Origin of the sequence: Brucella pseudogrignonensis, assembly GCF_032190615.1 — a bacterium.
Classification (GTDB): domain Bacteria; phylum Pseudomonadota; class Alphaproteobacteria; order Rhizobiales; family Rhizobiaceae; genus Brucella; species Brucella pseudogrignonensis_B.
Genome location: NZ_JAVLAT010000002.1, coordinates 1,350,728 through 1,377,560, shown reverse-complemented (window position 1 = coordinate 1,377,560; position 26,833 = coordinate 1,350,728). Strand labels below are relative to the sequence as shown.

The following is a 26,833-nucleotide window of genomic DNA, read 5'->3' as shown; positions in this document are numbered from 1 at the left end:
GGGGGCGAAGAAGACCCGAACCCGCTCCCGCGCGGAAAGTGGAAATTCAACCGCTTCTACCAATGGGCCGGAATAATCCATCGCGACATCGGCAAGATGACGCTTTGGGAATTTCGCTGTGCGGTTGAAGGCTTCAAAGCCGCCAATGCGACCGAAGAAAAAGCCGCTCCCGGTATGAGCGACGATCAACTTGCAGAACTGGAATTGAGGGCTTCTGATGGCGACTGACGTTGAACGCCTTGTCGTGGCTATGGAGGCCCGCACGGCCTCTTTTGAAAGGCGCTCAACCGGGCAAATGGCGTTGCTAATCAACGCGCTCGCCAGATCGAGAAGCGCTTTTCCACGATGAACGACAACATCAGTCGTTCATTTCAGAATATGCTTCGTGCTGGTGCTGCGATCGGTGGCCTTGGCATTGGTGTAAGTGAAATCCAGCGTATGGCTGACACTTGGACTGATTTGTCCTCCTCGTGTAGGCCTTGCTGTCGGGATATGGATAAAGCTCCTCAGGTAATGGAGCGTATCTATGACATGGCGCAGCGCACCTATTCCGGTATGCAAAACACGGCTGAAAGCTTTCTCACAAATGCGGGCGCTCTCAAAGAGCTTGGTTACAATACCAATCAGCAGCTTGATTACACCGAAGCATTGAATAACGCGCTCGTGGTGTCAGGCGCTAAGTCTGATCGCGCAGCTCGTGTGATTGACGCTCTCGGCAAGTCGATGGCGGCGGGTAAGCTTCAAGGCGACAACCTGAATACGGTGATTGAAGTTGGTGGACGTGTTGCCGAAGTGGCTTGCCGCCCAGCTCGGCATTGGTGTCAATCAGCTTCGCGAAGCAGGCAAGGAAGGCAAGATCACCGGTGACGTGATCTACAAGGCTTTGACCACGCGCTTGCAGGAACTGACAGCCGAAGCCGAGAGCATGCCTGCAACTATATCTGACGGGTTTCAGAAGGTCGCCAACGGCTTATTGAAGTTCGTCGGGACAATGGATCAGGCGTCTGGCGTTTCTGCTACTATCGCGCAAGGACTGGTTTTTGTCGGTGATAACTTCGAGCATGTTGCATTAGCAGCAGCGGCAGCGGCGACAGTTCTTCTGGGGCAGTATGTTCCGGCGATGGCACGAGTGGCGCTGGCAGGCGCGACGATGGTTGCAACTAACCCGTTCTTGCTTCTGATTACCGCGATTAGCTCGGCTACGTTCGCTCTCTCGGCGTTCGGTGACCAGATCCAGCCGATTGCAGGCGATATGGCTAATCTTCAGGATTACGCCTCGGTAGCATGGGAAACCATCAGTCAGGGCGCAATGGATGTTGCGTCACTTGTTCGCGATGATCTTCTAGGGGCGCTAAACCTGATATCCGATGCATTAGGCGGCAATGAGGTTAGCTGGGAAGATGTTTGGGAAACAACCAAGGGTGCAGCAAATAACATTATCGGTGCTGTTGGCCTTCTCTACGATACCACCGTAACGACATTTACTAAGCTGCCCGGTGCTGTTGCCGAAGCCGTCATTAATGCCATGAACTCGATGATTGCAGGCATAGAAAGCGGGCTTCAAACAGTTTTAAATGGCATCAACCGCGTTGCATCTGCGTTGAATGCCCTAGACCGGTTTGTCGGCGTCGCACCGATACTGCCAGAAGATATGACAGTAAATCTTGGTAGGCTTGATAACTCATTCGCGGGAGCTGGTAAGGCTGCTGGCGATGCATATGGCAAGGCTTTGACAAAAGCCGCTCAAGATCACCTTGGGAAGCTTGGCGAGAATTGGCGACAGTCTGCAAATGCCAGAGCGAGGGAAAGGACTGCCAATAGTAAAGATAACGACCTAGTTGCGCCGACAAGAAGTTCAGGCGGCGGCGGTTCGTCAAATGGTGGAGCAGGCGGATCGTCTGGTGGCGGCAAGGGGCGCAAAGGTGGAGGTAGGTCTCGACCTGATGAACTACAGCGCGAAATCGAGCAGATCAAAGAGCGCACAGCATCCCTACAGGCAGAAACGGCAGCTCAAGCCCAGATTAACCCACTGATTGATGATTACGATTACGCAATCACTAAGGCCCGCGCCACGCAAGAACTGTTGAATGCTGCCAAGAAAGCTGGGATTGAAATTACCCCAGCTTTGAAAGAGCAGATTGAGGGTTTGGCAGAAGGTTATGCCAATGCCACGGTTGAAGCTAATAAGCTCGCAGAAAGCCAAGAGCATGCGCGTGAATTGTCGGACTTCTTGAAAGGCTCCATGATGGATGCTTTTCAGTCGATGATCCCGGCCATTGAAACCGGCAATTCGGCGCTTGATAAATTCCTGAATACGCTCATTGAGGCCGTCATGCAGGCAACCTTGCTTGGCAAAGGTCCACTGGCTGGCATCTTCGGCGGCGGTGGGTCGGGGATATTCGGCGGTATTGGCAAGCTGCTTGGTTTCGACAAAGGCGGCTATACTGGCTCTGGTGGAAAATACGAACCGGCTGGCGTGGTTCATAAAGGCGAATATGTCTTTGACCAAGACGCGGTTCGCGCAGCTGGTGGGCCTGCCGCTTTGGATGCGATGCGCCGTGGCCTGAAAGGCTATGCCAACGGTGGTTATGTCGGCCCGTTGCCAACATCAAATGCACCGACCGCGCCCGGTATCAAAGGTATGCGGGGGCAGGGTTCAAACGAAACAATACGCATCATGTTGCAAGATGACAGTGGGCGAATGGCTAAAATCGCCGATCAGCGAATTCAGACGGCATCCGGTGCGATTGTACAGGTTTCTGTTCAGCAAAGCACCCGAACCGTTCAGCAGTCGCTACCGTCAATGATAGCCGACGCTCAAACAAGAAACATGTGAGGCCATGTAATGGTGACACCTATTTGGCCTCGTTCTGTGCTTAAGCCCAAACGAGCATCATTCAATATTGCCTCGCGCACATTGGCGGGGCCGTCGAGTGTGTCCGGTTTATCTCAGGTTTCCGCGTCTGATGCTGGTATATGGAAGGCAACATTTGCAGATATCATCATCAAACGTGGTTCATCAGCGGTTCTGGCATACCGTGCGATAGCCATGCTGCTTGAAGGCAAGTTGCATCCAATCCTTCTCCCGCGCTGTGGTGCTTATCAGCCATACGAGCCGGATTGGAGCAGCCTGCTTAAGGGCGTTCCGCATTCCGATACCAGCCCCTTTAGTGACGCTGGCCTATATCGCTCTCGCGCCATCGATATTCGCTTGATCAGCAACATTCCATTGCGTGGCACAACAGCAAATGTCGCCCTTGTTACGGCAGGTCAATTGCAACCGGGGCAGGATTTCTCAGTCGGTGAGCGCATGTATCGTATCCGTACCGTACAGATGACGGGCGACAAGTCAGCAGCCATCACTTTCAGGCCTCCTGCGCGTGAAGCTGTTTCTGCGGGTACTGAGATGGAATTCGATAATCCAATTTGCCGAATGCGTCTCGCAAGCGATGCGGAAATGGACATGGATCTAGACTTAGTCGCTCCATGGTCTTTCCACACCGTCAATTTCATTGAGGACGTGTGATGGCTTTTTTTACGAGCGCAGAACTCATTGAATTTTCTAAGCGCCAAGTGCGACTGGATTTGCTTGTTGAGTTTCGTTTTGCCTCTGAAACCATGCGAGTATGGAACGGCAATACCGCACTTGAGACAGGCGGGAACCGATATGAGCCGATGTATGGCTTTGGTTTGGTGGATGGGCTTGGAATGTCTTCAACGACAGCTGCACAGAATGTGACATTCCAACTGAGCGGATTGCCGGATACGACGCTGAATTTCCTTGCCGCTGCGCTCAACGCAAATGATGAGGTCGATCAACGCATAGTGGTCGTGTCGATCCAGCTATTTGACGAGGAATGGCAACCTTTGGGAACGCCTGCTCCGATCTGGTGGGGCTTCATGCAGCCGCCGCGTATTAGTCGGACCGAAATGCAGGGATCTGAAGGCGCTATTCAGTCAATTTCGATGACTGCTGAAAATGCATTCTTCAACCGCTCGCGTCCGGCCTTTGGCCGATACACCGACCGCGATCAGCAACGCCGTTCAGGTGGTGATAAGTTCTGCCAGTTTGTCGGTTCACTGCTTTTTAAATCCTTTAAGTATCCCGACTACTGATCTCATGCACATTGATGAATTTGTTGCTGCCGAAGCGCGAAAGCCCTTCCGCTGGGGCGAGACCGATTGTGTCTCGACTGCTGACAGATGGGTGCGAAACCGTACCGGGTTGTCACCTCTCGCGTGGATGGGTCGGCAATACAGAGATGAAGCGGAAGCTTCGGCAATCCTGTCTGTGCGGGGTTGCTTTCCCATACTTGTGAACCGCGCCATGCGCTCGCAAGGGTTTGAAAAGACGGCATCGCCGGTATGCGGTGATGTTGGTCTGATTATCCATAATCAAAAACTGTGTGTGGCTATACATGCCGAAACGATCTGGTTTTCTCATGATGAAACCGGATTGATCGGTGCACCGCTCGATGCAATCTGGAAAGCTTGGAGAATTCAATGCCAGTAGCGATTTCTGGATTGATTGCAGCGATTGCAGGTACTGGCGTAATCGGTGCTGCTTTGCAGACAGGTCTTGCGGCAATCACTATGTTTGCGGGTACGACATTAGGTGGGTTGGCTCTATCGCTAGGTTTTTCATATCTTGCCTCCTCCCTCTTTCGGCCATCCCAACCAAAACCTGAAGATGTTCAACAGCAGGTGCGGCAAGCAACGCCCGTTCGTGTTCGTCACTATGGTCGGGTCAAAACCTCTGGTGCATGGATATTCGCGGAAGCCAAGCAAGGCATCTTCCATAAAGTGCTGGCGGTCAATCAAGGAGAGATTGACGCTGTCGAGGAATACTGGATTGATGACCATCAGGTTGTTGTTGATGCGGATGGATGGGTACGAACCGGGCCATGGGGAGATTGGTGGGATTTGCGCATTCAGGTGCGTTTAGGTCTGCCAACTGAGACAAATTATCAAAGCCTGACTTCGACCTTTACAGAATGGACGTCTGATCATCGTGGCGATGGCATTGCATCGCTTTATGCCATGCAGGATGCCGTCAATGACGATGATTACCTTTCATACTTCCCCAATGGCGTGAACACTAATTATCGGCTGGTTATTCGCGCCTCCAAGGTGAAAAACCCCAGCACAGGTGTCGTTGCATGGGATGACAATGCAGCATCCATCATTCGGGATTTCATGACGCACAGTGACGGCATGCGCTTGCCGGAAAGCCTATTCACAACGCCTTTAGCTCAAGCCGGCTGGGTCGCAGCGTATAATCGCGCAGGACAAGCCATTGAACTCGCAGCTGGTGGCACTGAGCCGCGTTATCGCCTCTGGGGATCATACCAGCTCAATGAGCGTCCTGCTGATGTTCTGGGGCGTATGCTGGCTTGCTGCGATGGTCGTTTGGTTCCAACTCCAGACGGTGGGTTAACGCTTGACATAGGCGAATGGGCAGAGCCGACAGTCATCCTCACAGCTGATGCAATTACGGGCTTTTCTGATGTGGGTCGCGGTCGAGATGTTATGACGACTGCGAACACCATTCGCGCTACGTTTCTGGATCCTACACAAGATTATCAGTCTACGGATGCGGATCCTTGGGCGGATGAGGATGCTGTATCAGAGCGCGGTGAAGAGGCCAAAGACGTTCAATTCAACATGGCTCCATCGCACAGTCAGGCGCGTCGCTTGATGAAGCTTGAATGGTTTCGTGCAAATCCGAATTGGGTTGGCACCTTCAATACTAACCTGATGGGATTAGCAGCATTTGGAGAGCGCTTCATTCGCATTCATTATTCCCTTTTTGGGATCGATAGCGTCTTCGAGGTGCTAGACTTCAAGTTCATTATCGGTGAAGGCGGTATTCTGCAAGGCGCAACCATTCAAGTGCAGTCCATGCCATCAACCGCATATCAGTGGGATAGCTCTCAAGAGGGCGAGGCACCTGTGTCATCTGAGACAGATGTCGATGATGGTATCCCTGTCCCAGCCGCTCCAGTCATTGCAATAAAGGCTGGCCCTTCCGCTGAATTGACCTTCTCTCCAAGCTCAAGTGTTCTGTTGAACTATATGGTGCGTTGGAGAAAGACCTCAGACACCGAATGGACAGTTTACGGCCCCTTAGCAAACGAAGCTCAAAGCCTCACAATTCCGAACCTTGCAGCAGCCACGCAATACGAATTCCAGATGGCGCTGCGCACTGAAAAGGGACGCCTCGGTTCATATGGGCCAAGTGCCGTCGAAACAACACCGGCAGTGGATAGCTAACTTACTGAAACAATTAGACCAAAATCCCCCTGCTAAAGCGGGGCGCTTTGCTATGGAGCAATCGATGGGAAATATTAAGGAACTCGGCGACAAAGCTTTCCGTGATTACGTCAATGATGGCGTTCCGTCGAGTGGAGCCAATAATCCAAAGAAAGCCGAAATCCGTCAATTTATATCCGAGATTGACAGACAAGTTGATGAGCTTTCTGTGTCTGGTGATACCGTTACGAAGGCAACATGGGCGCAGCTCTCAGCTGTAGCAGGCACAAGAAACGGCCAACGTGGTTATGTCGAAGCTGACAGCGGAACACACACGGACCCGGTTGTCGGTGGCACGGTCCAGAATAATGGCATCTATACGTGGTCCACGTCGCCTGCCGGTTGGCGCTGGCTGCGCTTTGATGACTATAACGCGCTTCGCATAGATGCAAAACGAAAAGGCATCGTGCAGGCGCAGGCTAATATCAGTCAAGTTAGCTTTGACGGTACGCAAATAGTCGTCACTATCGGCGATGGTCGAGCATGGGAAGGTTCTGACGGCGTAGCTGCTACTGCGTTCAGTGGCGGTACTTTTAGTTTAACCACGAATATCGGTTTAGTACTCGATCTGGATGCGCCGCTTGTTAATGGTAAAATTCCTGTCAGTGTCAGGAGTTATGTATCAACTATAGTTAATGGCCCGAACGGGTTCGTTGACGACAATAAAGTGCTTTTGTTGGGGCTGGCGAATTCTTCATCTTCTCCAGTTTTCATCGGATTATTGGCAGAACAGGCTGCTGTTCTCTATTGGAGGCAGGTGCCCAAATACCCCCAAGATCAGATACTGGTACGGCGGCTCAGTTCAGGCGGTCAGGGTGATCTATTATACGTTTCTATGAAGTCATCTAACAGCAACAGCGACCAGTATATCAACTATCGTATGCAACGCCTTTTAAGTGTTTCAAAACAATCGGATGTGTGGCGGCTTTCTGGCGTTTATATTGCACCCAGAGTGTCGCCGTTAAGCATTCCGATAGGCGCAGCATTACAAGTACTTGAGGCACAGTCCGAGGTTGAGTTCGCCGTAAAACAGGCGGGGAAACCTGATTTTATGGGCGGTTTAGCTCATGGGTATGAGAAACAGTTTAGCACGTTTATGCTCGTGGATGGCAAGATGGCTAACATGACACCCGGAGGTGACACGACAATTGCCGCTAAGCAGGTAGAGGTTGTCTCTAAATCCACAATATATGAATACGGAAGCGATCCATTGAAGCCGGTGGGTATTGTCTCGAAACGCTGGAAGTTTGAATATCCCTGGGTGGAGATCAGCACACACGTGACGTGGTCAGCGGATTTGGATGTTGATGCTTGTTATCTTGCAATGTTACCGGTCAAGCGCTTAGCTAATGACGGGGTGACGCAAGTAACAGATACGGCAATACGATCACCTGAATGGGTGCTAGAAGATGTTTCGACTGCTGGTTTCGAACAAGTTATAACGCAAGCTGATCGCTACCGGATATGGGGAGGCACCGGATACTCTGCCGAAGTGGAGATGCTTGAAGGATGGGATCAGCTTAACCGTAAGTCATACATATCGAATTCGCCCGGGTATAACAAAATTTATTTTGATCGATACGGGAATGTCGGCGCAGGAACCGTCACACCAGTGCAGTCCGGCGACACCATGACATGTCGATGGAGATTTAGATTAGACTTTGACGGGTGAAGCGATCAATTGGATAAGTAATCACCGCTTGTTATCGGGGTAAAACAGCTTCTAACAGGCGGGTCCAAGTACCCTTGACCAAATATGGTCAGAGGCAACTTTTTGTCCTTGATATGAGCGAACAAATAGAGAGGAAGCGGCTCATTGGGGAAATGATAAATATATTGCCCAACCTCTAATTGAAGCGATGAAACGTCATCGAACGAGAGAACCGGTAATTTTCGCTGTGCTAATATCGCTTCATTTAGATCGGACATGAGTATCCTCTGGTAAATTATAGAGAGATTGTATTCAGCGTCGGCTTGCCCGTCCAGCGGATTTGTCGGCGCCTCAGATAAAAACTGTTGTCATCCGATCTGTGGCGCGGCGCTAGCGATTTTGTCTTTTTGTGCCAAAGCTAACGACGGTCTGCCCAGAATGTGCCGCCGTGCCACACCTACCTCAGAACCGCTGATTTAACAGCTTCAATTCTTTTAAAATTTTCGCCTGACCGCCCACTGAGGCGGTTTTTTGTGCCGAAAGGAAATCACCTCGGCAAGCGCCACATGAGATAGCTAGCTAAAGCAAAAGCAAAAAATGCTGAACCCAAGAGCCAAAACTCAGGTTGTATGTTTTCTAAAATATTCATGCACGCCCCCACGTAACCCCTAACCGTGGCATCAATATTTCAGTGAGGTAGTGGTCACAAGTGGGTGTAACTGTCGCACTTTTCAAAAGTAAACCCCAGATGCTGGCGGGCGATCTGGGGCTACGCCTTGCACGATGCGGGTAGCATCAAAGCGCAATAGCAGCATCTCACAAAAATAGGAAAACACAATGGCACGACGCATCAACGCGGCGGGGCTTTCGCTCATCCAGCAATGGGAAGGGCTTAAGCTGACCGCTTATAAAGACGTGGCTGGTATCTGGACGATTGGCTACGGGCATACGTCCGCAGCTGGATCACCAACGGTCACACCGGGAATGACGATCACGAAGGCCGAGGCTTCGCGCATTCTGCAGAACGATCTAGCGAAGTTTGAAGCGCGGGTTGAACGTCTGGTCAAGGTTCCACTTACTGACAATCAGTTCGCTGTACTGAGCTCCTTCGACTACAACACCGGCGCGCTTCACAAATCGACGTTGCTCAAAAAGCTGAACAAAGGCGATTACGATGCAGTACCGGGCGAGCTTGCCAAGTGGGTGAATGCCGGCGGCAAGAAGGTGCAGGGGCTTGTGAACCGGCGTGCTGCCGAAGCTGGCTTATGGGCCAAGGGTGCCTTTGTCTCTTCAAACACAGTTACAGCGACGACGAAGGCCAACAAAACAGACGTTGCAACAATCGGCGGCACGGGCGCAGCGGGTGCGGCGGCAACTGTTGGGCCGGTCATTCCAGAGATTGTAAGCACGATTTCAAATCAGCAGGATGAGCTTTCGAGCGGTCAGTGGGTGCGTGTTGCAATTGCGGCTGTAATTGTCGGGCTTACTCTCTGGGGCATATATCGAAAGATCAAATCATGATCTGGGCGCTAATCCCCAACCGGTTGAAGATCGTCGCCGCCGCTGTTCTGGCGGCATTTTTGTGTCTGGCTGCTGGATATGCGGCCGGAACAATCAAAGAGCGTCAGCGGTCAGCATTGGCCGCAGCAGAAGCAACCGCAAAGGCAATCCAAAAGAGGGCGGATATAGATGAGGAAGTTATCAATATGGATGCTGTTGCTCTGTGCAAGCGCCTTGGCGGGGTGCGCGAGCAATGCGACGAACTGCGCGGGCTGGAAGCAGATAAGCCTTAAGCCTGACACTGCCGTCTATCTCGCCGGTAACGATCTAAAGGCGGGGCAGGGGATTGCAGGACATAATCAATTCGGGAAATCGCGGGGCTGCTGGTAATGACAATCCCGAAATTTCAGTGGACCATAAATCTTAATACCGTTTTACAGGTGATAACTCTTGCCGGGGTTGTCGGTGGATGGATTTACATATGGGCCAATACAGAGCGAGATATTGACGAGCTTCAAGCGTGGCGCGTCGATCATGAGCTTTTGCACAAAGAGCGCCTCGCAGATGTGAAGGCAAATGAAGCCCGGCAGGATGAGCGCATGAAAGGTATCGAAGCCGATGTGCGTAAGTTAACTGGTATCACTGATAATCTTGCCTACAGGGTTGCAGCCAACGAACAGGCCACGTCAAACACGTCTGAGACTGTCAGTAAAATTCAGGACACGCTCGCGCAACTTGGCGGCGACATGCGTGTTGTGAAAGAGATATTGCAGAGGATCGAAGCAGGACAGAAGAAGGGGCATTAACTTATTCGTCCGGGTCGGTTCCGCTCTCACCCATGTAAACGCCATGAGCCGCTTGAAGCATGACCTTTGCTGCTTCCAATCGGTCCCACCCTGCGGCCTCGGCTTCGTCTAAGGCATCGACAACCTTTGCCGCCATTTCTGCCTCACATTCGAGATTACGATCCGGATATTTGCCTTCGCGCCTTGGTCTGTTCATTGCATCCTCCTGTTTTCCAAGAAGGTAGGGCAACTACGGATTTAGGCTATATCTGCGAGAGATCGGCGTTGAGGCGGTTCGGGATGAAACTCGAGCTTTCCTTGTTCCTGCAAGGTTTCAAACATGAGGACAATTGTGTCAATGGCCTCTTGTTTACTGTCACATAAGCCGTAGGGTAGTTTGGAAAATGGGTTTCGGCTAGCGCTCAGATACCACCCCCACATGCCCGCACTAGGTCCATGTTCATTTCTCAAAAGTCGGGCAAAAGTTCCTCGTTCGCAATAGGCGATAAAATCCCCCGGGGCTGTTTGTCCGCCAATAACGGTGCGCTTCCATTCTAGTTTAATCATCGTTCCGGGTTCCCATAGCTTATGAAGTTTCCGGTTCTATTGCCGCATTTGCTGCATACGATTCGTTTTTCCAGTTCTTCCAGCGTCTGCCATTCACCAAAACGCACGGCCATTAACGGCGCTGTCTTCTCGTAGTGGTGATTGCATTTCGCACAGGTGAACCGGACGACATTGGTGTGTCTCAGGTTCTTAAGGACGGTTTTCATTTAATGACGGTTGGTTTCCAGCCACGAGTAAAGCCCATCGACATTGCAAGGCTGGCATACTCGATCTCTTTGACGAGGAAGTCGCGGTCTTTTAGAAGCGCTTCAATTGCTGCCCGCACATCGCCCTTGTGATATGCAAGTACCAGCTCAATTTCATTGTCATATTCATTTTCTTGCGCAAACGCATTCATTGTACTGCTCCGTTAAAAAGCAGATACACACGCCAATCGTATATCTGTGTTAGTCTCGACCGCCATCGATGTTCTTATTTTGTTCATGCTAGTAGAAAGAGTCAATACGCCGCATGCACGGAAGAAAATTATTTTGCGTGAAGGGTTGGAAGGTGAACCGATTGCCACACCCGACTTAGGTGTGGCGGAACACGTTGAGAACCGATTGCCACACCTTGAAAAATATCAAAGCGTTTTCAATTGCTTATAATGATCTTACAAAAATGTTGGAGGCCTCACCCGGAATCGAACCGGGGTGCAAGGATTTGCAGTCCTCTGCGTAACCACTCCGCCATGAGGCCTTCCGAAGAGCGCTGTCAAATCAGTCAGTACACTCTTGATGAGTTCCAATATTGATCCAGACACGCTTCGTCAAGCCGTTACCGGCAATTGTACGTTTTTTCTCCAAGGCTTTCTAATCAAATGGCTTAATCGCTATTATTCGTCGGGGTCGCGGTCTGATGGGGTTTGTGGTCGTGCGAGATTGCCTTTGGAAAAAGTATAGCCGGTTTCCACTGCATTGCGCCCAAACTTGTTGCGCAAGTTGTCAATTGCACCTTCCGCTACCGCGCGTTTTGTGGCCGCGGTATCAACCAGATCGGGTGGATCGGCACGATCGTCAGCAGATAATTCCCCTACACCAATTCCCAGTAGTCTGAACTTTGTTCCATCGATTTCCTTTTCTAGTAGCTGAAGGCCCGTGCGAAAAATGCGATCCGCAAGTTGCGTGGGGTCTGCGAGCTGGCGATTGCGGGTGCGTAGTTTAAAATCTTGTGTCTTGAGTTTGAGGATGACAGTGCGCCCCGCAATGTCGGCTGTCTTAAGGCGGTGTGAAACCTTTTCCGACAAAGCGCGTAGGACGGGTACGAGATCGTTTGCCTGCGAGAGGTCTTTGTTGAAGGTGGTTTCTGCCGAAATGCTTTTCATGTCATGTTCTGGCTCGACCTTACGGCTGTCTTGCCCGCGCGAGAGTCTGAAAAGGCGCTGGCCCATCGTGCCATAGGCCTTCATCAGCGAGCCTTCATCCATTGTCTGCAACTGGCCGATTGTACGAATGCCGTCGCTTTCCAGTTTCGCATTAAACGACTTTCCAACGCCCCAAATCATGCTGACAGGCTTATCGCGCAGAAAATCCACTGCTTCGGCTTCTCCGATGACAGAAAATCCACGTGGTTTTTGTAGATCAGAGGCGACCTTGGCGAGGTATTTACAATAGGAAAGTCCGACCGAAATTGTAATGCCAATTTCGTCTTCCACGCGTTTGGCAAAGCGCGCAAGAACCAAAGCTGCAGGTGCACGGTGCAAGCGTTCGGTGCCTTCGAGATCAAGGAATGCCTCATCAATAGAGATGGGCTCGACGAGCGGCGTGAGTTCATGCATCAATTTTCGAACTTCACGGCCTACACGTGCGTATTTTTCCATGTTGGGTTTAACAACCACGGCGTCAGGGCAAGCTTCCAGCGCTTTGAACATCGGCATGGCGGAGCGCACGCCATGAATGCGTGCAATATAACAAGCGGTTGAAACAACGCCCCGCGTACCGCCTCCTATGATGACTGGTTTGTCGCGAATATCTGGATTGTCGCGCTTTTCCACAGAAGCATAAAAAGCATCGCAATCAACATGGGCGAGCGTGAGTTTGTAAAGCTCTGCATGACGCACAAGCCGCGGACTGCCGCACGCACTGCAACGTCGCGTCGTTGCAAATTTTTGCGGCGATAGGCAATCGCGGCAGAAACCTTGCCCCGAGTGATTTGTGGCATGAGAATCGGTCATAGCTGGATGCTGTTTTGTGAACATAAAAGGAACATCGCTTTATACCATTAAACTATGGTATTACCACCGTTACTCGGTCACACTGTTAGTTGTGCACTTGACATTGCCAAGGATATCACCAAGTTTAGCATTATGAACAACCGTTTCGCATCCATACTCCATCGGCTCCAACCGATCATGGGATAGCAACCCTCGAATCCTGCTCAGCGCAGAGGATTCCGGGGGACGGTTTGCCGCTTGCCAACAAGCGGAATTGTTAAAAGCGCTTTCTAAAAAAATAATCAGTTATTCCGGACGAGAATCGTCACGGAGAGCAATCATCACTAGACAGCAGTGAGAGAACGTCATGAGCGTAAAGAACCGTAAGAAGCCAAAGATCGTTGTAAGCGACATTGACAACGAACGCCTGACAATTCTGGCTGGTAACGTTTCCGAAAAACTGGAAGAAGTTGCTGAGGAACTGTTACAGGAACTGGATCGCGCAAAGGTTGTTCCGCAGAAAAAGCTGCCGCTTGATGTTGTTTGCATGGGCTCGACGGTGGAGTTTCGCTCCAATGACGGCCACGAACGGAAGGTAACACTCGTTTATCCGGGTGAAGCAGATATTGCGCAGGGTAAAATTTCAATTCTCACACCGATTGGTACCGCGCTTATTGGCCTGACACCCGGTCAGTCGATGTCGTGGATTGCACGTGATGGGAAGGCACATGAGCTCAGCGTTCTGAGCGTTTCTCAACCTGCATCTGCGAACGCTTGATCGGGTTTTCACAAAATGCAAAAAAGCCCCGTTTCCGGGGCTTTTTTTAAACAGTCTTGGTTCGGTTGACTTTTGTTGTTCGTTTTTTCGGCAAACATTTATCGATGAAGTCACTGAAGACGTTCACATGATACATGAATACCAATAACTCGCCTCTGCCTCGCTTAACAAAGTCCTTTTGATCCAGAATACGATTAACACGTTTAACTTCTGCGAATTTCTGCCGGCATGTTGAGGCTGGTGTCACGCGTTGCGTGAAAAATGTGCCGTCGCTTAACGGGATTTTGGGCGTTGAATATTGAGCATCTTTCTCCGCCTCTGTCGTCACGCAGCCACTGATAAAGGCTAAACTAAAACAGAGAAAAATTGCCCGAATAAGAATCTGAAACATAGAAGCCCCTGCACGATCTACACCTCATTAATTTAAAATTGAGTTTTATAATCAATTTTAATTCGCGAGATTTTAAGCGTCATGCGAGAGGTGAGGGAACTGTTTTGCCACGCAGCCGTTTGTCTTATGGAAGTGATGGTCGTGTCAACCGAACATGACGGCATAGAAAACACAAAGATTTTTTCGGTTTCTTTTTGTGGCCAACGAAATGGCAGACGAGTTCTTTCCCCGTCCGACTGTTGCTTCACAATATTTTTAAAATTGTATCGTCATCCCGCCCGGCAAAAGCATCGCTGCTTTTTCTATTGTTGCGGGATCGCGGCCTGTTTCTTGGCAAAAGCGGAGCAGCGTTGGCTCGTGGCTTAGGTAGAATTGCAATACGCCAGCAAGAAAGCCTGGCTCTTGCGCAGCCGAGCGAATGGAAGAAACCTCGATGCCTGTCAAAGCGAGGAAACGCGGCATTAGTTCATTATCCTGAGCCATCCATACGAGTGCCTCTACTGCAAGAGCTTCTGCCTCGGTCTCACTCATAACAGTTTTCATCTCATTTTTCTCCGCTCTAAGCTTATCCATTGCACCGTAAATCGCTGAAATTTCGATTCACGCTGATTTGCACTATACGCTAAAATGCAACGCAGATTCAGCTTTTGGGTGAAATAGCTGCAATGCGGGATTTGGGAGAATATTTGCTATTCGTCAATCAAATAGGCTTAAACTACATGGAATCCATTTGGGCGTAATGGGCGCAACAAACCTGTCGTTTGGCGGACAAGAATAAGACCAGGGAATATTCGATGACCAAAACTGTGATGATCGTCGAGGACAACGAACTGAATATGAAGTTGTTTCGCGATCTAATCGAAGCCAGTGGATATGAGACCATCAGGACCAGAAGTGGTCTTGAAGCGCTTGATCTTGCCCGTGAACATCGCCCTGATCTCATTCTGATGGATATTCAGTTGCCTGAAGTATCGGGTCTGGAAGTCACAAAATGGCTTAAGGACGATGAGGAACTCAAGCATATTCCAGTCATTGCTGTTACCGCATTTGCGATGAAGGGTGATGAGGAACGCATTCGGCAGGGCGGTTGCGAGGCTTACATATCCAAGCCAATTTCTGTTCCGCGATTTATTGAGACGATAAAGTCTTATCTCGGCGATGCCTGATTATTTTGAATAAAGGCACGCTCGCGATATAAGATCTTAGGGGGGCAGGGGATCATGACAGCACGAATTCTCGTCGTGGATGATGAAGAATCGAGCGTAAAGCTGCTTGAAGCTCTGCTTTTGCGCGAATATTATGAAGTTGTGTCCGCTTATGACGGGTCGGAGGCGATTGAAATCTGTCTGGGGGGGCAGATTGATGTCGTCATTCTGGATGTTTTGATGCCGGGTATTGATGGTTTTGAAGTATGTCGTCGTCTGAAAGACGATCCGCGCACGACCAATATACCGGTCGTGATGCTGACGGCACTTAATACAGCTCAAGATAAGATCACAGGCCTTGAAGCGGGCGCAGACGATTTCATGACGAAGCCCGTCAATGATCAGCGACTGCTTTCGCGTGTTAAAAGTCTAGCGCGTTTAAAGATGGTTTCGGATGAATTGTTTCAACGAACCGGTACGGTTGCGGATACAGAGGTGGAAGCGTTGCTTGTCACCAAACTTTCTGGTCGCTTCGGTGGAGGAGAAGACGCAGCACGCATTTTGATTGTTGATGAGAACGAAATCGCGGCTGCGCGACTGCGCATGATTCTGGGCGACGACTATTTCGTCGATGTCGCCAATGATGCCAATGATGCGCTTATCAAGGCGATAGAAAACGATTATGACAGCATCGTCATTTCAGCTGATTTTACTTATTATGATCCGCTGCGGCTTTGTTCGCAGATACGAACGATTGAACGCACGAGGCTTGTTCCGATCATTCTGATCGTCAATGAAGATGAAGGCTCCCTGGTGGTGCGCGCGCTCGAACTGGGGGTGAATGATTATGTCATGCGCCCATTGGAAAAGCTTGAGCTTTATGCGCGCTTGCGTACGCAGATTAAACGTAAATGCTACAATGATCTTTTGCGCCAGAGTCTGCATCGCACCATAACTATGGCGGTTACAGACAGCCTCACAGGGCTGCATAACCGCCGTTACCTTGATACGCATATGCCAGTGCTTCTAACACGTGCTACGGGCCGCGAGAGGCCGTTAACGGTCATCATGATCGACTTCGACCACTTTAAGCGCGTCAATGACCAATATGGTCATGATGGTGGCGATGATGTGCTTCGAGAATTTGCGGCACGATTGCGTAAGAAGATTCGCGGTATGGATGTGATGTGTCGCTATGGCGGTGAAGAGTTTGCTATTGTGCTACCTGACACCGATTTGGCCAATGCTGCAGCCGTGGCCGAGCGGATACGTGATGCTGTATCAGAAGAGCCGTTCTTGCTTTTTGGCGGCAAGCATCAGATTTCGATGACGATCAGCATTGGGATTGCGTCGCTTCGGTTGATGGGTGGTGATACGGTGGAAGCGCTTTTCGCCCGCACTGATGCGGCCCTTTATGAGGCGAAAAAGAAAGGTCGGAACCGCATCGTCCTTTCTGCGGCCTGAATGCTGTCGACAGCGCCCAAGAAAAAAGCCGTCTCATAGAGACGGCTTTTTGATTTCTGCCAGTTAGCCTGGCGGTAGAAACGAATTACTTAATCTTCGTTTCCTTGAACTCGACGTGCTTGCGCGCGATCGGGTCGTACTTAGTCTTTGTCATCTTATCCGTCATCGTGCGGCTGTTCTTCTTCGTTACGTAGAAGAAACCGGTGTCAGCGGTCGACAAAAGCTTGATCTTGATGGTCGTAGCCTTGGCCATATCGAAATACCTGCTCTTTCATGATTAAACCGCTACGAGTCTCACCTATTGGTAAGAAGCGGAAATTCGGCGCGACACTACGGTTTGAGAGCGAAAAGTCAACCCCGCTTCTTCTTTTGAACCAGCCTAATCGCAGCAAAGAGTGCAAAAGCCGCAAAAAAGATGCCGAGTGTCAGCGGAAATCCCTTCGGTCCCATCGCATCCATGCCGACTCCGACCGCCTGCGGGCCTGCCAGCATGCCAATTGCATAGCAAAAAATAAATGCAGCATTCGCAGATGCAAGTTCGCGTCCGGTGAGCTCAGAACCGAGATGGGCAAGACCCACGGTATAAAGACCAGCGACCACACCACCCCACAAAAATAGCACGGCAGCCATGAGATACCAGCTATACATCAAGTAGGGCAGGGCGATCATTCCGATCAGGCCTGTGAGAGCACAGAACAGAAGCAATTTTCGACGGTCCGAAATCTTGTCGCTGATGATTCCCAATGGAATCTGCATCAACACATTGCCGAGTCCGATCATGGTCAGGAGTAGTGCTGCGTCTCCCTCGCTAAAGCCGACGCGTGCGCCAAAGACTGGAAACAGTGCGAACCCTCCGGTCTCGACGGCACCAAAAACAAACACAGCCATTGTCGCGGTTGGAACTGCAAAGATAAATGGCAGGAAAGGGACGTGCTCGCCTTCCTCGAAATCTGGGCTATCGCGCCATGCGATCAAGACGGGAATGATGGCAATTATGATGATTGCGAAACCGACATAGAAGGGCATGCCACCCGCACTGCCGATTTTTGAGAATAACCACGGCCCGAGTGCGAAGCCGAGTGAGAGCGACGTCGCATAGATACCAAGCACCAAACCTCGTTTTTCCGGAGGAGCGGAAGCGTTAATCCAATATTCGGAAAGAACGAAAAGCACGGTCAGTGCGAAATGCAGGACGATTCGCAGTGCGAACCATGCCCAAAGTGGCTGCAAAAAATGAAATCCAAGAAATGCGAAACTGCCGATAAGCAGCATAAGAACGATTGCTTTCGCGACGCCAAGGCGCGCTGCAATCGGTGCTGCGAGTGGTGCTGCAACGATGGATGCAAGCCCAGCGACAGCGGTGTTGGCACCAATCAGGCTGGCTGAGTGGCCTCGGCTTTCCAGCAAAACGCTCAAAAGCGGAATGCCTAGCCCGATAGCGGCACCCATAGCGCTGATCGTAGCAATCGCTGCCGCAAGCGAACGCCAATGCAATTCGCCTTCACTGGGCCCCTTGCCGGGTTGCTGCGCTGCAAGATCGGCGGGATGAATTTCTTTGTTCATAAGGTCAGATCACTTCACGCACAAAGCGGCCATACCGCTTGCTGTATTGTACCACCGGAAGGGTGGCTGGCAATTCGTACCGGGTTTCTGTCAGCAGCGTCTTCGCTTCCTTCAGAATGGCCTGAGTAATACGGGCAACATCCAGTTTATCAACCTCATCAATCGAAACCCAATTTAAATCCTGAAGTTCTCCACCGGGAACAAGTTTCTGCTTTGGCAGTTCTGGCAGGCTGTCGCGAAAAGCCATGAAAAAACGTGCATCAAATCGTCGGACATTTCCGGGCGGCGTGATCGCGCGTGCGAAATAGCGCAGATCGCCCAGCGCAGGCAGTGCTCCACCTTCCAGAAATGACAGCCAGTCCCTGTTTGCAGGAGAATTGCCACCGTTTGATGACAGGGCCGCTTGATGGTTTTGTCGGGCAAAACGCAGGCCGGTTTCCTCAAAAGTTTCGCGAATGGCACAAAGCCCAAGCGCTCGCGCTCGCCGCAGCGTCGCGCGCGTTCCCATGCCTGTGACGAGCTTAACCGTGTCTTCAGCGGTTAATTCGGATGCAGCAGCAATACTGCCATCGCCGGGGTCAGCCCGACCTCCCGGAAACACATATTTTCCTGGCATGAAGGCGAGAGATTGATGGCGGCGTCCCATTAAAATACGCGGGATTCGCTCAGTGCGATCGATAAGAAGTAGCGACGCTGCATCGCGAGGGCGAAGCAGCGGTTTTATTTTATCATTTGTGGTGTGTGAGGCGGATGTCACGGGCAAAACCCTGTCAGGTAACGTCGCCGTATTCCCCTTCGCCTTTTCCGCCAAAACCATGCATGAACAAGGCCCATTGCAGTCCAATGGTAGCACCTTTGATCGGCTGCAGAAGCGCCAGTGACATCAGAACGATCATCGGTCCCCATATGGCCATATGCGCTATGAGTGAAAGGTCTGTCGTCGCCTCAACGCCCATGAAGGCACCAACGACGATATGACCAACAATCAAAATCGTCAGATAGGCAGGAAGATCATCGGCGCGCTGTTCGGTATAATCTTCATCACAGACAGAGCAATGATCAACTGGCTTTACAAAAGAACGAAACAATTTGCCTTCGCCGCAATGCGGGCAGCGGGATTTAAATCCGCGCCACATTGCCTGACCCAGATTGCGGGTTGGCCGGGTTGTTTTCTGGTTATCGCCGCCGAAAACGTGGATTTGATTATCTGTTGAACTGGCCTCTAACGTGTTCATTTGCGACCTTTTCTTTTTGAGCGCGAAACGCCTGCTGGCTTTCCTGTGCGCCCGCGCATTCCCTTGGTTGCCTTATGATGCGAACGCGTCGACATCGGAAGGGAGTGCGGTTCCGAAACCATCTCAAAACGAAGCGCACCCGCGACAGGGAGCGCTTCCACAAGCTTCACCGTGACTGTATCGCCGAGCCGGAAGCCTTTTCCGCTTCTTTCACCAGCGATTGCGTGGTTTGCTTCATCATACAGATAGTATTCATTGCCCAAACTTGAAATGGGCACAAGTCCATCCGCGCCATATGTCGCAAGAGAAACGAAAAGTCCGGCTCTTGTAACGCCAGTAACACGGCCCTCATATTCATCGCCAAGATGCGCTGCGAGGAAATGCGCAATCAGGCGGTCAACGGTTTCGCGTTCGGCCAGCATGGCGCGGCGTTCGGTTGATGAAATAAGTGCCGCTATTTCTACGAGCTGCGCCTCTTCAGCCGTGGTCAGGCCATCACTTCCAAGTCCCAGAGCCTTCACCAAAGCGCGATGTACGATCAGATCGGCGTAACGACGGATAGGCGACGTGAAATGCGCATACTTATGAAGATGCAGGCCAAAATGCCCGATATTATCCGGGCTATAAATAGCCTGGCTTTGCGTGCGCAAAACAACCTGATTGACCAGGTCCTGATGGTCGGTGCCTTCGACCGCTTCAAGAATGCGATTGAACTGGCCCGGCCTGAGTTCGGCACCTTTGGCGAGGTTCATATCGAGCGTTCGCAGAAACTCGCGCAGCGATTCCTGTTTGGCAAGCGCCGGTGCATCATGGATACGGAAAATGAGCGGCTGGCGCTTCGCTTCCAGAACTTCTGCCGCAGCCACGTTGGCCTGAATCATAAATTCTTCAATGAGTTTATGTGCATCCAGCCGTTCCGGCACGATGACCTTTTCGACCTTGCCATCAGGCGCAAGAATAATTTTCTTTTCTGGCAGATCAAGCTCAAGCGGTTCACGCGCATCACGTCCGCGTTTAAGTGCTGCGTAGGCAGCCCAAAGCGGCTTCAGGATGGTGTCGAGGATCGGTGCGGTCTTCTCGTCCGTTGCACCGTCAATCGCTGCCTGTGCCTGCTGATAAGAAAGCTTGGCGTGTGAGCGCATCAGGATGCGATGAAACTTATGTGATTTCTTATGGCCGTTTGCGTCAAACACCATCCGCACAGCAAGTGCCGGACGATCTTCCAGTTCACGCAATGAACACAGATCGTTTGAAATGCGTTCCGGCAGCATCGGCACGACCCGATCCGGGAAATAGACCGAATTGCCGCGCTTTAATGCCTCGCGATCAAGAGCAGAGCCGGGGCGAATGTAAGCAGCAACATCGGCAATAGCTACTACAGCCACAAAGCCACCGAGATTTTTGGGATCCGTATCCGGCTCCGCATAAACGGCATCATCGTGGTCTTTTGCATCTGCTGGATCGATGGTGAGCAATGGCATTTCGCGCCAGTCTTCACGACCATCCAGCGTTGCGGGCTCTACAGCCGCTGCTTCGCGCAGAACTTCCTCAGGGAAGATATGCGGGATTTCATGCTCATGAATAGCAATCATCGACAGCGCTTTTTCACTGTCTATGGAACCAACGACTTGACGCACTTTGCCAGAAGGCAGGCCATAACGGCGCGACGACAGAAGTTCCACTTCGACCAGATCACCACTCTTGGCATCTTGCAGTGATTGCGCGTCAAGCTGCACTTCCGGCTGCTTGCGATTGACCGGCTCAAGCCGCCATTCACCATTGCTCAGCTTGCGCAAAACACCAAGAACGGCATTGTTGTTCTGTTCAAGAACCTTGATGACACGCGCCGAATATTCCGGGACGTCATGCTCTTTGCTGCGGAAAATTTTTGCCAACACGCGATCACCGACGCCCACAACCGGTCCATCAGAGGTCTTGTTCAGGCGTGTGCGACGGATCACAACGACAGGTGGCTCGCCATATTCTGCCTCGTCCCAATCGACAGGGCTCGCAACGAGACCGCCTTCTTTATCGCGACCGGTGATGTTCAAGCTGGCAATAGGCGGCAATGAACCCGGGCGCGACAAGCGGCGATCACGTTTTTGGACCAAGCCTTCATCGCTCAACTCACGCAACAGGTCTTTGAGATAAACCCGCGCATCACCCTTAATGTTAAACGCCTTAGCCAATTCGCGCTTGCCTGCACGGTCGGGATTTTCCTCGATAAATTTGAGGACTTCCTCACGCGTTGGCAGATAAGCCATAGGGTCGGCTGATTTTGCCTCATTCAATTTTGCTGTTGCGGCACGCCGTTCGGTCCGTGCGGATCGTCCGGTATCGGGTTTGGGGAAACGACGTGCCAATTCTTACTCCTCTGCCGGCTTCGCTGTTGCTTTAGACGGGGCTTTTGCTTTGGAAGCTGCTGTTTTCTTCGCCGCTGGCTTTTTAGCAGCAGCTTTTTTGGGTGCGGTTTTCTTTTCGCCGTCTGCCGACTTAGCAGCTGACTTGCGAGCAGGAGCTTTCTTGGTCTTGGTGCTGCCAGCCTTTGCGGTGATCAGAACCAAGGCTTCTTCCAACGTCACACTCGCCGGGTCTTGTCCCTTTGGAAGTGTCGCATTGACCTTGCCCCAATTCACATATGGACCATAACGGCCATCGCGAACAGTGATTGAACCGCCATCTGGGTGATCGCCAAGTGTTGCAAGTGCTGCAGGCGTTGAACGGCCACGACCGCCGCCATTGGCTTTTTTATCCGCAAGTACAGCAACAGCACGGTTCAGGCCAACAGAGAAGACTTCTTCCGCGTTTTCAAGGTTCGCGAAAGTTCCGTCATGACTGACATAAGGACCATAACGGCCAATACCTGCCGAGATCATTTTGCCGGTTTCAGGATGCTGTCCAACATCACGTGGCAGTGACAGAAGGGCAATCGCTTTTTCATGATCAACTGTATCCAGCGACCAACCTTTTGGCAGGCTGGCGCGCTTTGCTTCTTTGCCTTCGCCACGCTGAATATAGGGACCAAAGCGCCCACTGCGCGCGGTGATTTCTTCGCCGGTGAATGGATCTTTGCCGAGCGACTTTGGCTCATCTGAAGCCGCAGCTTCACCATTGCCGTCGCCACTCAACTGACGCGTGAACTTGCACTCAGGATAATTCGAGCAGCCAACGAATGCGCCATACTTGCCAAGCTTCAGCGATAGCTGTCCGGTGCCACACGTTGGGCACGAGCGCGGATCGCTGCCGTCGCCACGATCAGGGAAGGCGAGCGGTGCAAGCTCTTCATTAAGCGCATCAAGAACATTAGTAACGCGCAGTTCTTTAATGTCATCAATTGAGCCGGAGAAATCGCGCCAGAAATCCCGCAATACGTCTTTCCACAGCAGCTTGCCGTCAGAAATCAGATCGAGCTTTTCTTCGAGATCAGCGGTGAAATCATATTCCACGTAACGCTTGAAAAAGCTTTCGAGGAACGACGTTACCAAGCGACCTTTCGGGTCAGGTGTCAGCTTGCGCTTGTCGATCGTGATGTATTCGCGATCACGAAGGGTTGCGAGTGTCGCGGCATAGGTCGATGGACGGCCAATGCCCAATTCTTCCATCTTCTTGATGAGAGAAGCTTCAGAGTAACGCGGCGGTGGTTCCGTCAAATGCTGTGTGGCATCGATTTTTTCGCGTGCGATTGCTTCGCCCGAACGGATTTCAGGCAGCTTTGCGCTGTCTTCATCCTCGTCTTCTTCCTCACGGTGGTCCGTATAGACAGCGAGGAAGCCGTCGAATTTTGTTACCGAACCATTTGCGCGCAGCATGGCTGATTTCGCGCCATTGGTGGCTTCAATGTCAGCTGTGGTGCGCTCAATGTCTGCCGCCTGCATCTGGCTTGCGATGGTGCGCTTCCAGATCAGTTCATAAAGGCGGGCCTGATCTTCATCAAGGAAACGGCGCATTTCTTTTGGATGGCGCGAGAAATCCGTTGGGCGGATTGCTTCGTGCGCTTCCTGCGCATTCTTGGCCTTGCTGGAATAATAGCGCGGCTTTTCCGGCACGTAATTTGGGCCGAAGTTTTTACCAATCGTGTCACGTGCTGCATTGATCGCTTCGGGTGCGATCTGCACACCGTCAGTACGCATATAAGTGATCAAACCGGCAGTTTCGCCGCCAATATCGACACCTTCATAAAGACGCTGTGCGATCTGCATCGTGCGAGATGCCGAAAAACCGAGCTGGCCCGATGCGGCCTGCTGGAGTGTTGAGGTGGTGAATGGTGGGCCAGGATTGCGCTTGGTTGGCTTGGCTTCAACTGAGACAGCTTTGAAGCTTGCGCCTTCCAGCATCGTGCGAATTGCCGTTGCCTGCTCTTCATTCTTAATGTCGAGCTTGCCGAGCTTCTTACCGTCAACTGCCGTCAGGCGTGCGGTAAACGCATCATTGCGCGGTGTTTTCAACGAAGCGGCAATGTTCCAGTATTCTTCACGAATGAAGCGTTCGATCTCAGATTCGCGGTCACAGACAAGGCGCAATGCAACCGACTGAACACGTCCAGCAGAACGTGCGCCCGGCAGTTTACGCCAAAGAACCGGCGATAGATTGAAACCCACTAGATAATCCAGTGCACGGCGCGCCAGATACGCATCGACCAATGGGATGTCGAGATCACGCGGATTGGCGATAGCATCCAGAACGGATTTCTTGGTGATCGCGTTGAACGCAACACGCTTTACGGTTTTGCCTTTCAGCGCCTTTTTCTGGTTCAAAACTTCCAGCACGTGCCACGAAATAGCCTCGCCTTCGCGATCCGGATCGGTTGCGAGAAACAATGCGTCGCTGTCTTTCAGCGCTTTGATAATATCCCCCAGACGTTTGGTAGAATTGCCATCCACCTCCCATGACATCGCAAAGTCTTCATCCGGGCGGACTGAACCATCTTTAGCTGGCAAATCTCGCACGTGACCGAACGAGGCCAGAACCGTATAGTTCGAGCCAAGATATTTATTGATGGTTTTTGCCTTTGCAGGCGATTCTACGACGACAACATTCATTAAAGCAGCCCAGATTCGCGATCTTCACAGGCAAAATGCCAATTCATCGCGTTCAAATTGTTGCCTTTCACATGAACAGCGGTTTGCGTTTGGTCAAGAGCGACAAGCGAAAAATCGTCAAATACAACCAAAGATTGATATTGTTAATTATAAACCAGATGGTAGAATTGTTGTCGAAATTATCCAAATGCATATGCCAAATAGATGATTTTAGGATGGAGATAAACGAACGATCTTGGGGGCAAGTATGGTTCAACGGGTGGCGACACGCCGGGAGTTGTTAATGTATATTGAGCAAATGCTTGGGGAATTGATAGTGATGGCTAAAGAAACTAATCAGCCTTTACTTGTTTACATGATGGACATGGCGTTGCAGGAGGCGAAAGAAGGCAGCCGCAAACGCAAATCTGCAAAATAATATTCAAATATATTTTCTACTGAGGCACCAATGCCACCTGATTGCCGGGATAACGTAAAAGTCGCCCGGCAAGATCAAGCTCCAACAGAATGAGTTGCGCGCTGCTGGCATCAAGGCTGGTATGTCGCACAAGGGTATCCACATCAATCGGGACGACGCTTAACGCATCAAGCAGAATGTCACGCTGTTCTTCAGTGGTGACTGCATGAGGCGGTTCTGGCGGCTCGTCAAATTGTTTGAGCAGGTCCGGTTGATCTGCGTCTCGCTGAATTGCTTCTCGACCTATCAGTGGGTTCAAGGCTTCAATAACGTCATCGGCATTCGTGACGAGTGTGGCTCCTTGTTTCAACAGTGAATTGGTTCCGCGAGCGCGCGGATCAAGCGGTGAGCCGGGTACGGCAAACACCGTGCGGCCCATTTCACCTGCCATACGTGCGCTGATAAGCGATCCTGAACGTTCCGCTGCTTCAACGACGATCAGTCCGAGTGACAGCCCTGCAATGATGCGGTTACGGCGTGGGAAATCGCGTGAGCGTGGTTCTGCCCCCATCGGCATTTCGCTGATTAATGCGCTCTCATGTTCCGGTATTGCGCGATAGATGGGCAGGTTTTCGGGGGGGTAAGGTCTGTCGAGACCACCTGCCAGCACAGCGACTGTTCCGCTTGTTAGACTTGCCTTGTGTGCCGCAGCGTCGATGCCCCTCGCAAGGCCTGAAACAACTGCGAAGCCAGCGTCTCCCAGCTCCCGTGCCAGTTTTTCCGTGAAGCGAGCGCCGACAACGGATGCATTGCGCGATCCAACAATCGCAACCGGCGGCTTGCGAAAGACATTTGGATTGCCCTTTATGATAACAAGCGGCGGCGGTGCTTCGCAGTTTTTAAGCTGTTGCGGATAGTCAGGCTCGCCCATGCCGACAAGCCGCGCACCCATGCGCGCAATTGCTTCAATCTCGCGTTCGGCATCTTCAAGCGGCGTAACACGGACGGGTTTTGAACCACCGCCACGTATATTAAGATCAGGAAGACGTTCTATGGCGCTGGCCGCAGAGCCACAAAACATGATGAGATCGCGAAACGCGACGGGTCCGATATTTTCAGTGCGAATGAGACGCAGCCAATTGAGCCGCTGCTTATCTGAGAGGCGAATTCCGTTTTTTGAATTCGCGCTCTGTTTCATCCTTTTTTACCAATCTTGCTTTCGGTACCGCTGAGAAGGCGTGAAATATTGGCATGGTGTTTGATAAAGATGATAATCGTCATAATTGCAAACAGTGTCGCAATCGCCAGATCACCGCGCACATAAAGCGCAATTGGGACAATGAGGCTGGCCACAAGTGCAGACAGTGACGAATAGCGGGTGAGAAGGGCAGTGACGATCCATGCGGCGATGAAAATCAGTGCGCTGGGCCATGCGAGGCCGAGCAGAATGCCGAGATAGGTCGCGACGCCTTTGCCACCTTTAAAGCCTATCCAGACCGGAAACAAATGGCCAATAAAGGCACCAAAACCGGCAGCAATAGCCGCATCCTGACCAAATTTTGATGCAATAAGAACCGCTGCTGTGCCTTTTAGTGCATCGAGAAGGAGAGTTGCTGCGGCGAGTTTCTTATTGCCGGTACGCAAAACATTTGTTGCGCCGATATTGCCTGAGCCGATCGAACGTACATCGCCAAGTCCTGCGAGCCTTGTCAGGATAAGCCCAAAGGGAATGGAACCAAGGATATAGCCGAATATCAGCGTGCCGAGTGTCACCAAATTGATAAGACCTGCGTCGGCCATGAAATTCCCCATATC

Annotated in this window: 27 protein-coding genes, 1 tRNA gene and 1 pseudogene; 15 read left to right on the top strand and 14 right to left on the bottom strand. The window is 51.4% G+C overall.

The genetic code is table 11. From position 1 onward, the window contains the following. The 11 genes and pseudogenes from RI570_RS17800 to RI570_RS17750 all read left to right on the top strand — a co-directional run. A partial coding sequence (locus tag RI570_RS17800; protein WP_313830000.1) for a hypothetical protein occupies nt 1-228 on the top strand: 228 nt, incomplete at its 5' end. 117 nt (nt 229-345) lie between these two features. Then, nucleotides 346-867 carry a tape measure protein gene (locus tag RI570_RS17795; RefSeq protein WP_313829999.1) on the top strand — a complete coding sequence of 174 codons (522 nt, stop codon included), beginning with the start codon at nt 346-348 and terminating at the stop codon, nt 865-867. Further along, the gene (locus tag RI570_RS17790; protein WP_313829998.1) at nt 785-2,836 is read left to right on the top strand and encodes a tape measure protein; all 2,052 of its coding nucleotides are present in this window, start codon (nt 785-787) and stop codon (nt 2,834-2,836) included. Before RI570_RS17795 ends, RI570_RS17790 begins: the two co-directional genes overlap by 83 nt. Nucleotides 2,837-2,845: 9 nt before the next feature. Then, nucleotides 2,846-3,526, top strand: a complete 681-nt coding sequence (locus RI570_RS17785) for a hypothetical protein (protein ID WP_313826415.1) — start codon at nt 2,846-2,848, stop codon at nt 3,524-3,526. Next, the gene (locus RI570_RS17780; protein ID WP_313826416.1) at nt 3,526-4,116 is read left to right on the top strand and encodes a hypothetical protein; all 591 of its coding nucleotides are present in this window, start codon (nt 3,526-3,528) and stop codon (nt 4,114-4,116) included. The genes RI570_RS17785 and RI570_RS17780 overlap by 1 nt, the downstream gene beginning before the upstream one ends. Nucleotides 4,117-4,120: 4 nt before the next feature. Then, on the top strand, nt 4,121-4,513 hold the full coding sequence (locus RI570_RS17775) for a DUF6950 family protein (RefSeq protein WP_313826417.1): 393 nt from the start codon (nt 4,121-4,123) through the stop codon (nt 4,511-4,513). A 1,016-nt stretch (nt 4,514-5,529) separates the two neighbouring features. Beyond that, nucleotides 5,530-6,189: pseudogene (locus tag RI570_RS21710) on the top strand (fibronectin type III domain-containing protein); the annotation flags it as partial. 148 nt (nt 6,190-6,337) lie between these two features. Beyond that, a complete protein-coding gene (locus RI570_RS17765) occupies nt 6,338-7,984 on the top strand; it encodes a hypothetical protein (protein ID WP_313829996.1) in 1,647 nt (548 codons plus the stop codon). Nucleotides 7,985-8,800: 816 nt separating this feature from the next. Next, nucleotides 8,801-9,484: a lysozyme gene (locus RI570_RS17760; protein ID WP_313829995.1), complete on the top strand. Its 684-nt coding sequence runs from the start codon at nt 8,801-8,803 to the stop codon at nt 9,482-9,484. Next, nucleotides 9,481-9,756 (top strand): hypothetical protein, encoded by a 276-nt coding sequence (locus tag RI570_RS17755; RefSeq protein WP_313830089.1) that lies wholly within the window; start codon nt 9,481-9,483, stop codon nt 9,754-9,756. The genes RI570_RS17760 and RI570_RS17755 overlap by 4 nt, the downstream gene beginning before the upstream one ends. Nucleotides 9,757-9,852: 96 nt before the next feature. Continuing rightward, nucleotides 9,853-10,269: a hypothetical protein gene (locus RI570_RS17750; RefSeq protein WP_313829994.1), complete on the top strand. Its 417-nt coding sequence runs from the start codon at nt 9,853-9,855 to the stop codon at nt 10,267-10,269. Between the two features lies 1 nt (nt 10,270). Here RI570_RS17750 and RI570_RS17745 read toward each other — a convergent pair whose 3' ends face one another. The 4 genes from RI570_RS17745 to RI570_RS17730 form a co-directional block, all read right to left on the bottom strand. After that, the gene (locus tag RI570_RS17745) at nt 10,271-10,465 is read right to left on the bottom strand and encodes a hypothetical protein (RefSeq protein ID WP_313829993.1); all 195 of its coding nucleotides are present in this window, start codon (nt 10,463-10,465) and stop codon (nt 10,271-10,273) included. A gap of 552 nt (nt 10,466-11,017) precedes the next feature. Next, nucleotides 11,018-11,212, bottom strand: coding sequence for a hypothetical protein (locus RI570_RS17740; RefSeq protein WP_313829992.1), 195 nt, complete (start codon nt 11,210-11,212; stop codon nt 11,018-11,020). Between the two features lie 267 nt (nt 11,213-11,479). Beyond that, nucleotides 11,480-11,553, bottom strand: a tRNA-Cys gene (locus RI570_RS17735). Between the two features lie 136 nt (nt 11,554-11,689). Further along, complete coding sequence (locus RI570_RS17730; RefSeq protein ID WP_313829991.1) at nt 11,690-13,027, bottom strand: DNA polymerase IV; 1,338 nt, start codon at nt 13,025-13,027, stop codon at nt 11,690-11,692. A gap of 346 nt (nt 13,028-13,373) precedes the next feature. Here RI570_RS17730 and rnk point away from each other — a divergent pair, with 346 nt between their 5' ends. After that, a complete protein-coding gene (gene rnk / locus RI570_RS17725) occupies nt 13,374-13,784 on the top strand; it encodes a nucleoside diphosphate kinase regulator (protein WP_313829990.1) in 411 nt (136 codons plus the stop codon). Between the two features lie 46 nt (nt 13,785-13,830). On the opposite strand, the gene RI570_RS17720 is transcribed toward rnk, so the two are convergent. Together RI570_RS17720 and RI570_RS17715 are read right to left on the bottom strand one after the other, a co-directional pair. Further along, the gene (locus RI570_RS17720) at nt 13,831-14,175 is read right to left on the bottom strand and encodes a hypothetical protein (protein WP_313829989.1); all 345 of its coding nucleotides are present in this window, start codon (nt 14,173-14,175) and stop codon (nt 13,831-13,833) included. Nucleotides 14,176-14,430: 255 nt separating this feature from the next. Beyond that, nucleotides 14,431-14,718: a DUF3572 domain-containing protein gene (locus RI570_RS17715; RefSeq protein WP_313829988.1), complete on the bottom strand. Its 288-nt coding sequence runs from the start codon at nt 14,716-14,718 to the stop codon at nt 14,431-14,433. 251 nt (nt 14,719-14,969) lie between these two features. Between RI570_RS17715 and RI570_RS17710 the strand changes: the two genes are divergently transcribed. Both RI570_RS17710 and RI570_RS17705 read left to right on the top strand, forming a co-directional pair. Beyond that, complete coding sequence (locus tag RI570_RS17710) at nt 14,970-15,341, top strand: response regulator (protein ID WP_250042903.1); 372 nt, start codon at nt 14,970-14,972, stop codon at nt 15,339-15,341. A gap of 54 nt (nt 15,342-15,395) precedes the next feature. Then, nucleotides 15,396-16,784 carry a PleD family two-component system response regulator gene (locus RI570_RS17705; protein WP_313829986.1) on the top strand — a complete coding sequence of 463 codons (1,389 nt, stop codon included), beginning with the start codon at nt 15,396-15,398 and terminating at the stop codon, nt 16,782-16,784. 85 nt (nt 16,785-16,869) lie between these two features. Here the strand turns inward: RI570_RS17705 and rpmG are convergent, their stop codons facing one another. From rpmG to topA, 6 genes are all read right to left on the bottom strand, one after another. After that, nucleotides 16,870-17,037, bottom strand: a complete 168-nt coding sequence (rpmG, locus tag RI570_RS17700) for a 50S ribosomal protein L33 (protein ID WP_140903472.1) — start codon at nt 17,035-17,037, stop codon at nt 16,870-16,872. Nucleotides 17,038-17,135: 98 nt separating this feature from the next. Further along, nucleotides 17,136-18,278, bottom strand: coding sequence for an MFS transporter (locus RI570_RS17695; protein WP_313830088.1), 1,143 nt, complete (start codon nt 18,276-18,278; stop codon nt 17,136-17,138). Nucleotides 18,279-18,351: 73 nt separating this feature from the next. Continuing rightward, nucleotides 18,352-18,993 (bottom strand): NUDIX hydrolase, encoded by a 642-nt coding sequence (locus RI570_RS17690; RefSeq protein ID WP_313829984.1) that lies wholly within the window; start codon nt 18,991-18,993, stop codon nt 18,352-18,354. A gap of 124 nt (nt 18,994-19,117) precedes the next feature. After that, a complete protein-coding gene (locus RI570_RS17685; protein WP_313829982.1) occupies nt 19,118-19,582 on the bottom strand; it encodes a DUF983 domain-containing protein in 465 nt (154 codons plus the stop codon). Then, nucleotides 19,579-21,945 (bottom strand): ribonuclease R, encoded by a 2,367-nt coding sequence (rnr, locus tag RI570_RS17680; protein ID WP_313829980.1) that lies wholly within the window; start codon nt 21,943-21,945, stop codon nt 19,579-19,581. The genes RI570_RS17685 and rnr overlap by 4 nt, the downstream gene beginning before the upstream one ends. A 3-nt stretch (nt 21,946-21,948) precedes the next feature. Beyond that, nucleotides 21,949-24,621 (bottom strand): type I DNA topoisomerase, encoded by a 2,673-nt coding sequence (gene topA / locus RI570_RS17675; protein WP_313829978.1) that lies wholly within the window; start codon nt 24,619-24,621, stop codon nt 21,949-21,951. 247 nt (nt 24,622-24,868) lie between these two features. Between topA and RI570_RS17670 the strand changes: the two genes are divergently transcribed. Continuing rightward, entirely contained in the window at nt 24,869-25,039 is a 171-nt protein-coding gene (locus tag RI570_RS17670) for a hypothetical protein (protein ID WP_313829977.1), read from the top strand. A gap of 16 nt (nt 25,040-25,055) precedes the next feature. Here RI570_RS17670 and dprA read toward each other — a convergent pair whose 3' ends face one another. Both dprA and plsY read right to left on the bottom strand, forming a co-directional pair. Continuing rightward, nucleotides 25,056-26,216 (bottom strand): DNA-processing protein DprA, encoded by a 1,161-nt coding sequence (gene dprA, locus RI570_RS17665; RefSeq protein ID WP_313829975.1) that lies wholly within the window; start codon nt 26,214-26,216, stop codon nt 25,056-25,058. Next, the gene (gene plsY, locus RI570_RS17660) at nt 26,213-26,818 is read right to left on the bottom strand and encodes a glycerol-3-phosphate 1-O-acyltransferase PlsY (RefSeq protein WP_313829974.1); all 606 of its coding nucleotides are present in this window, start codon (nt 26,816-26,818) and stop codon (nt 26,213-26,215) included. Before plsY ends, dprA begins: the two co-directional genes overlap by 4 nt. Nucleotides 26,819-26,833: the final 15 nt, after the last annotated feature.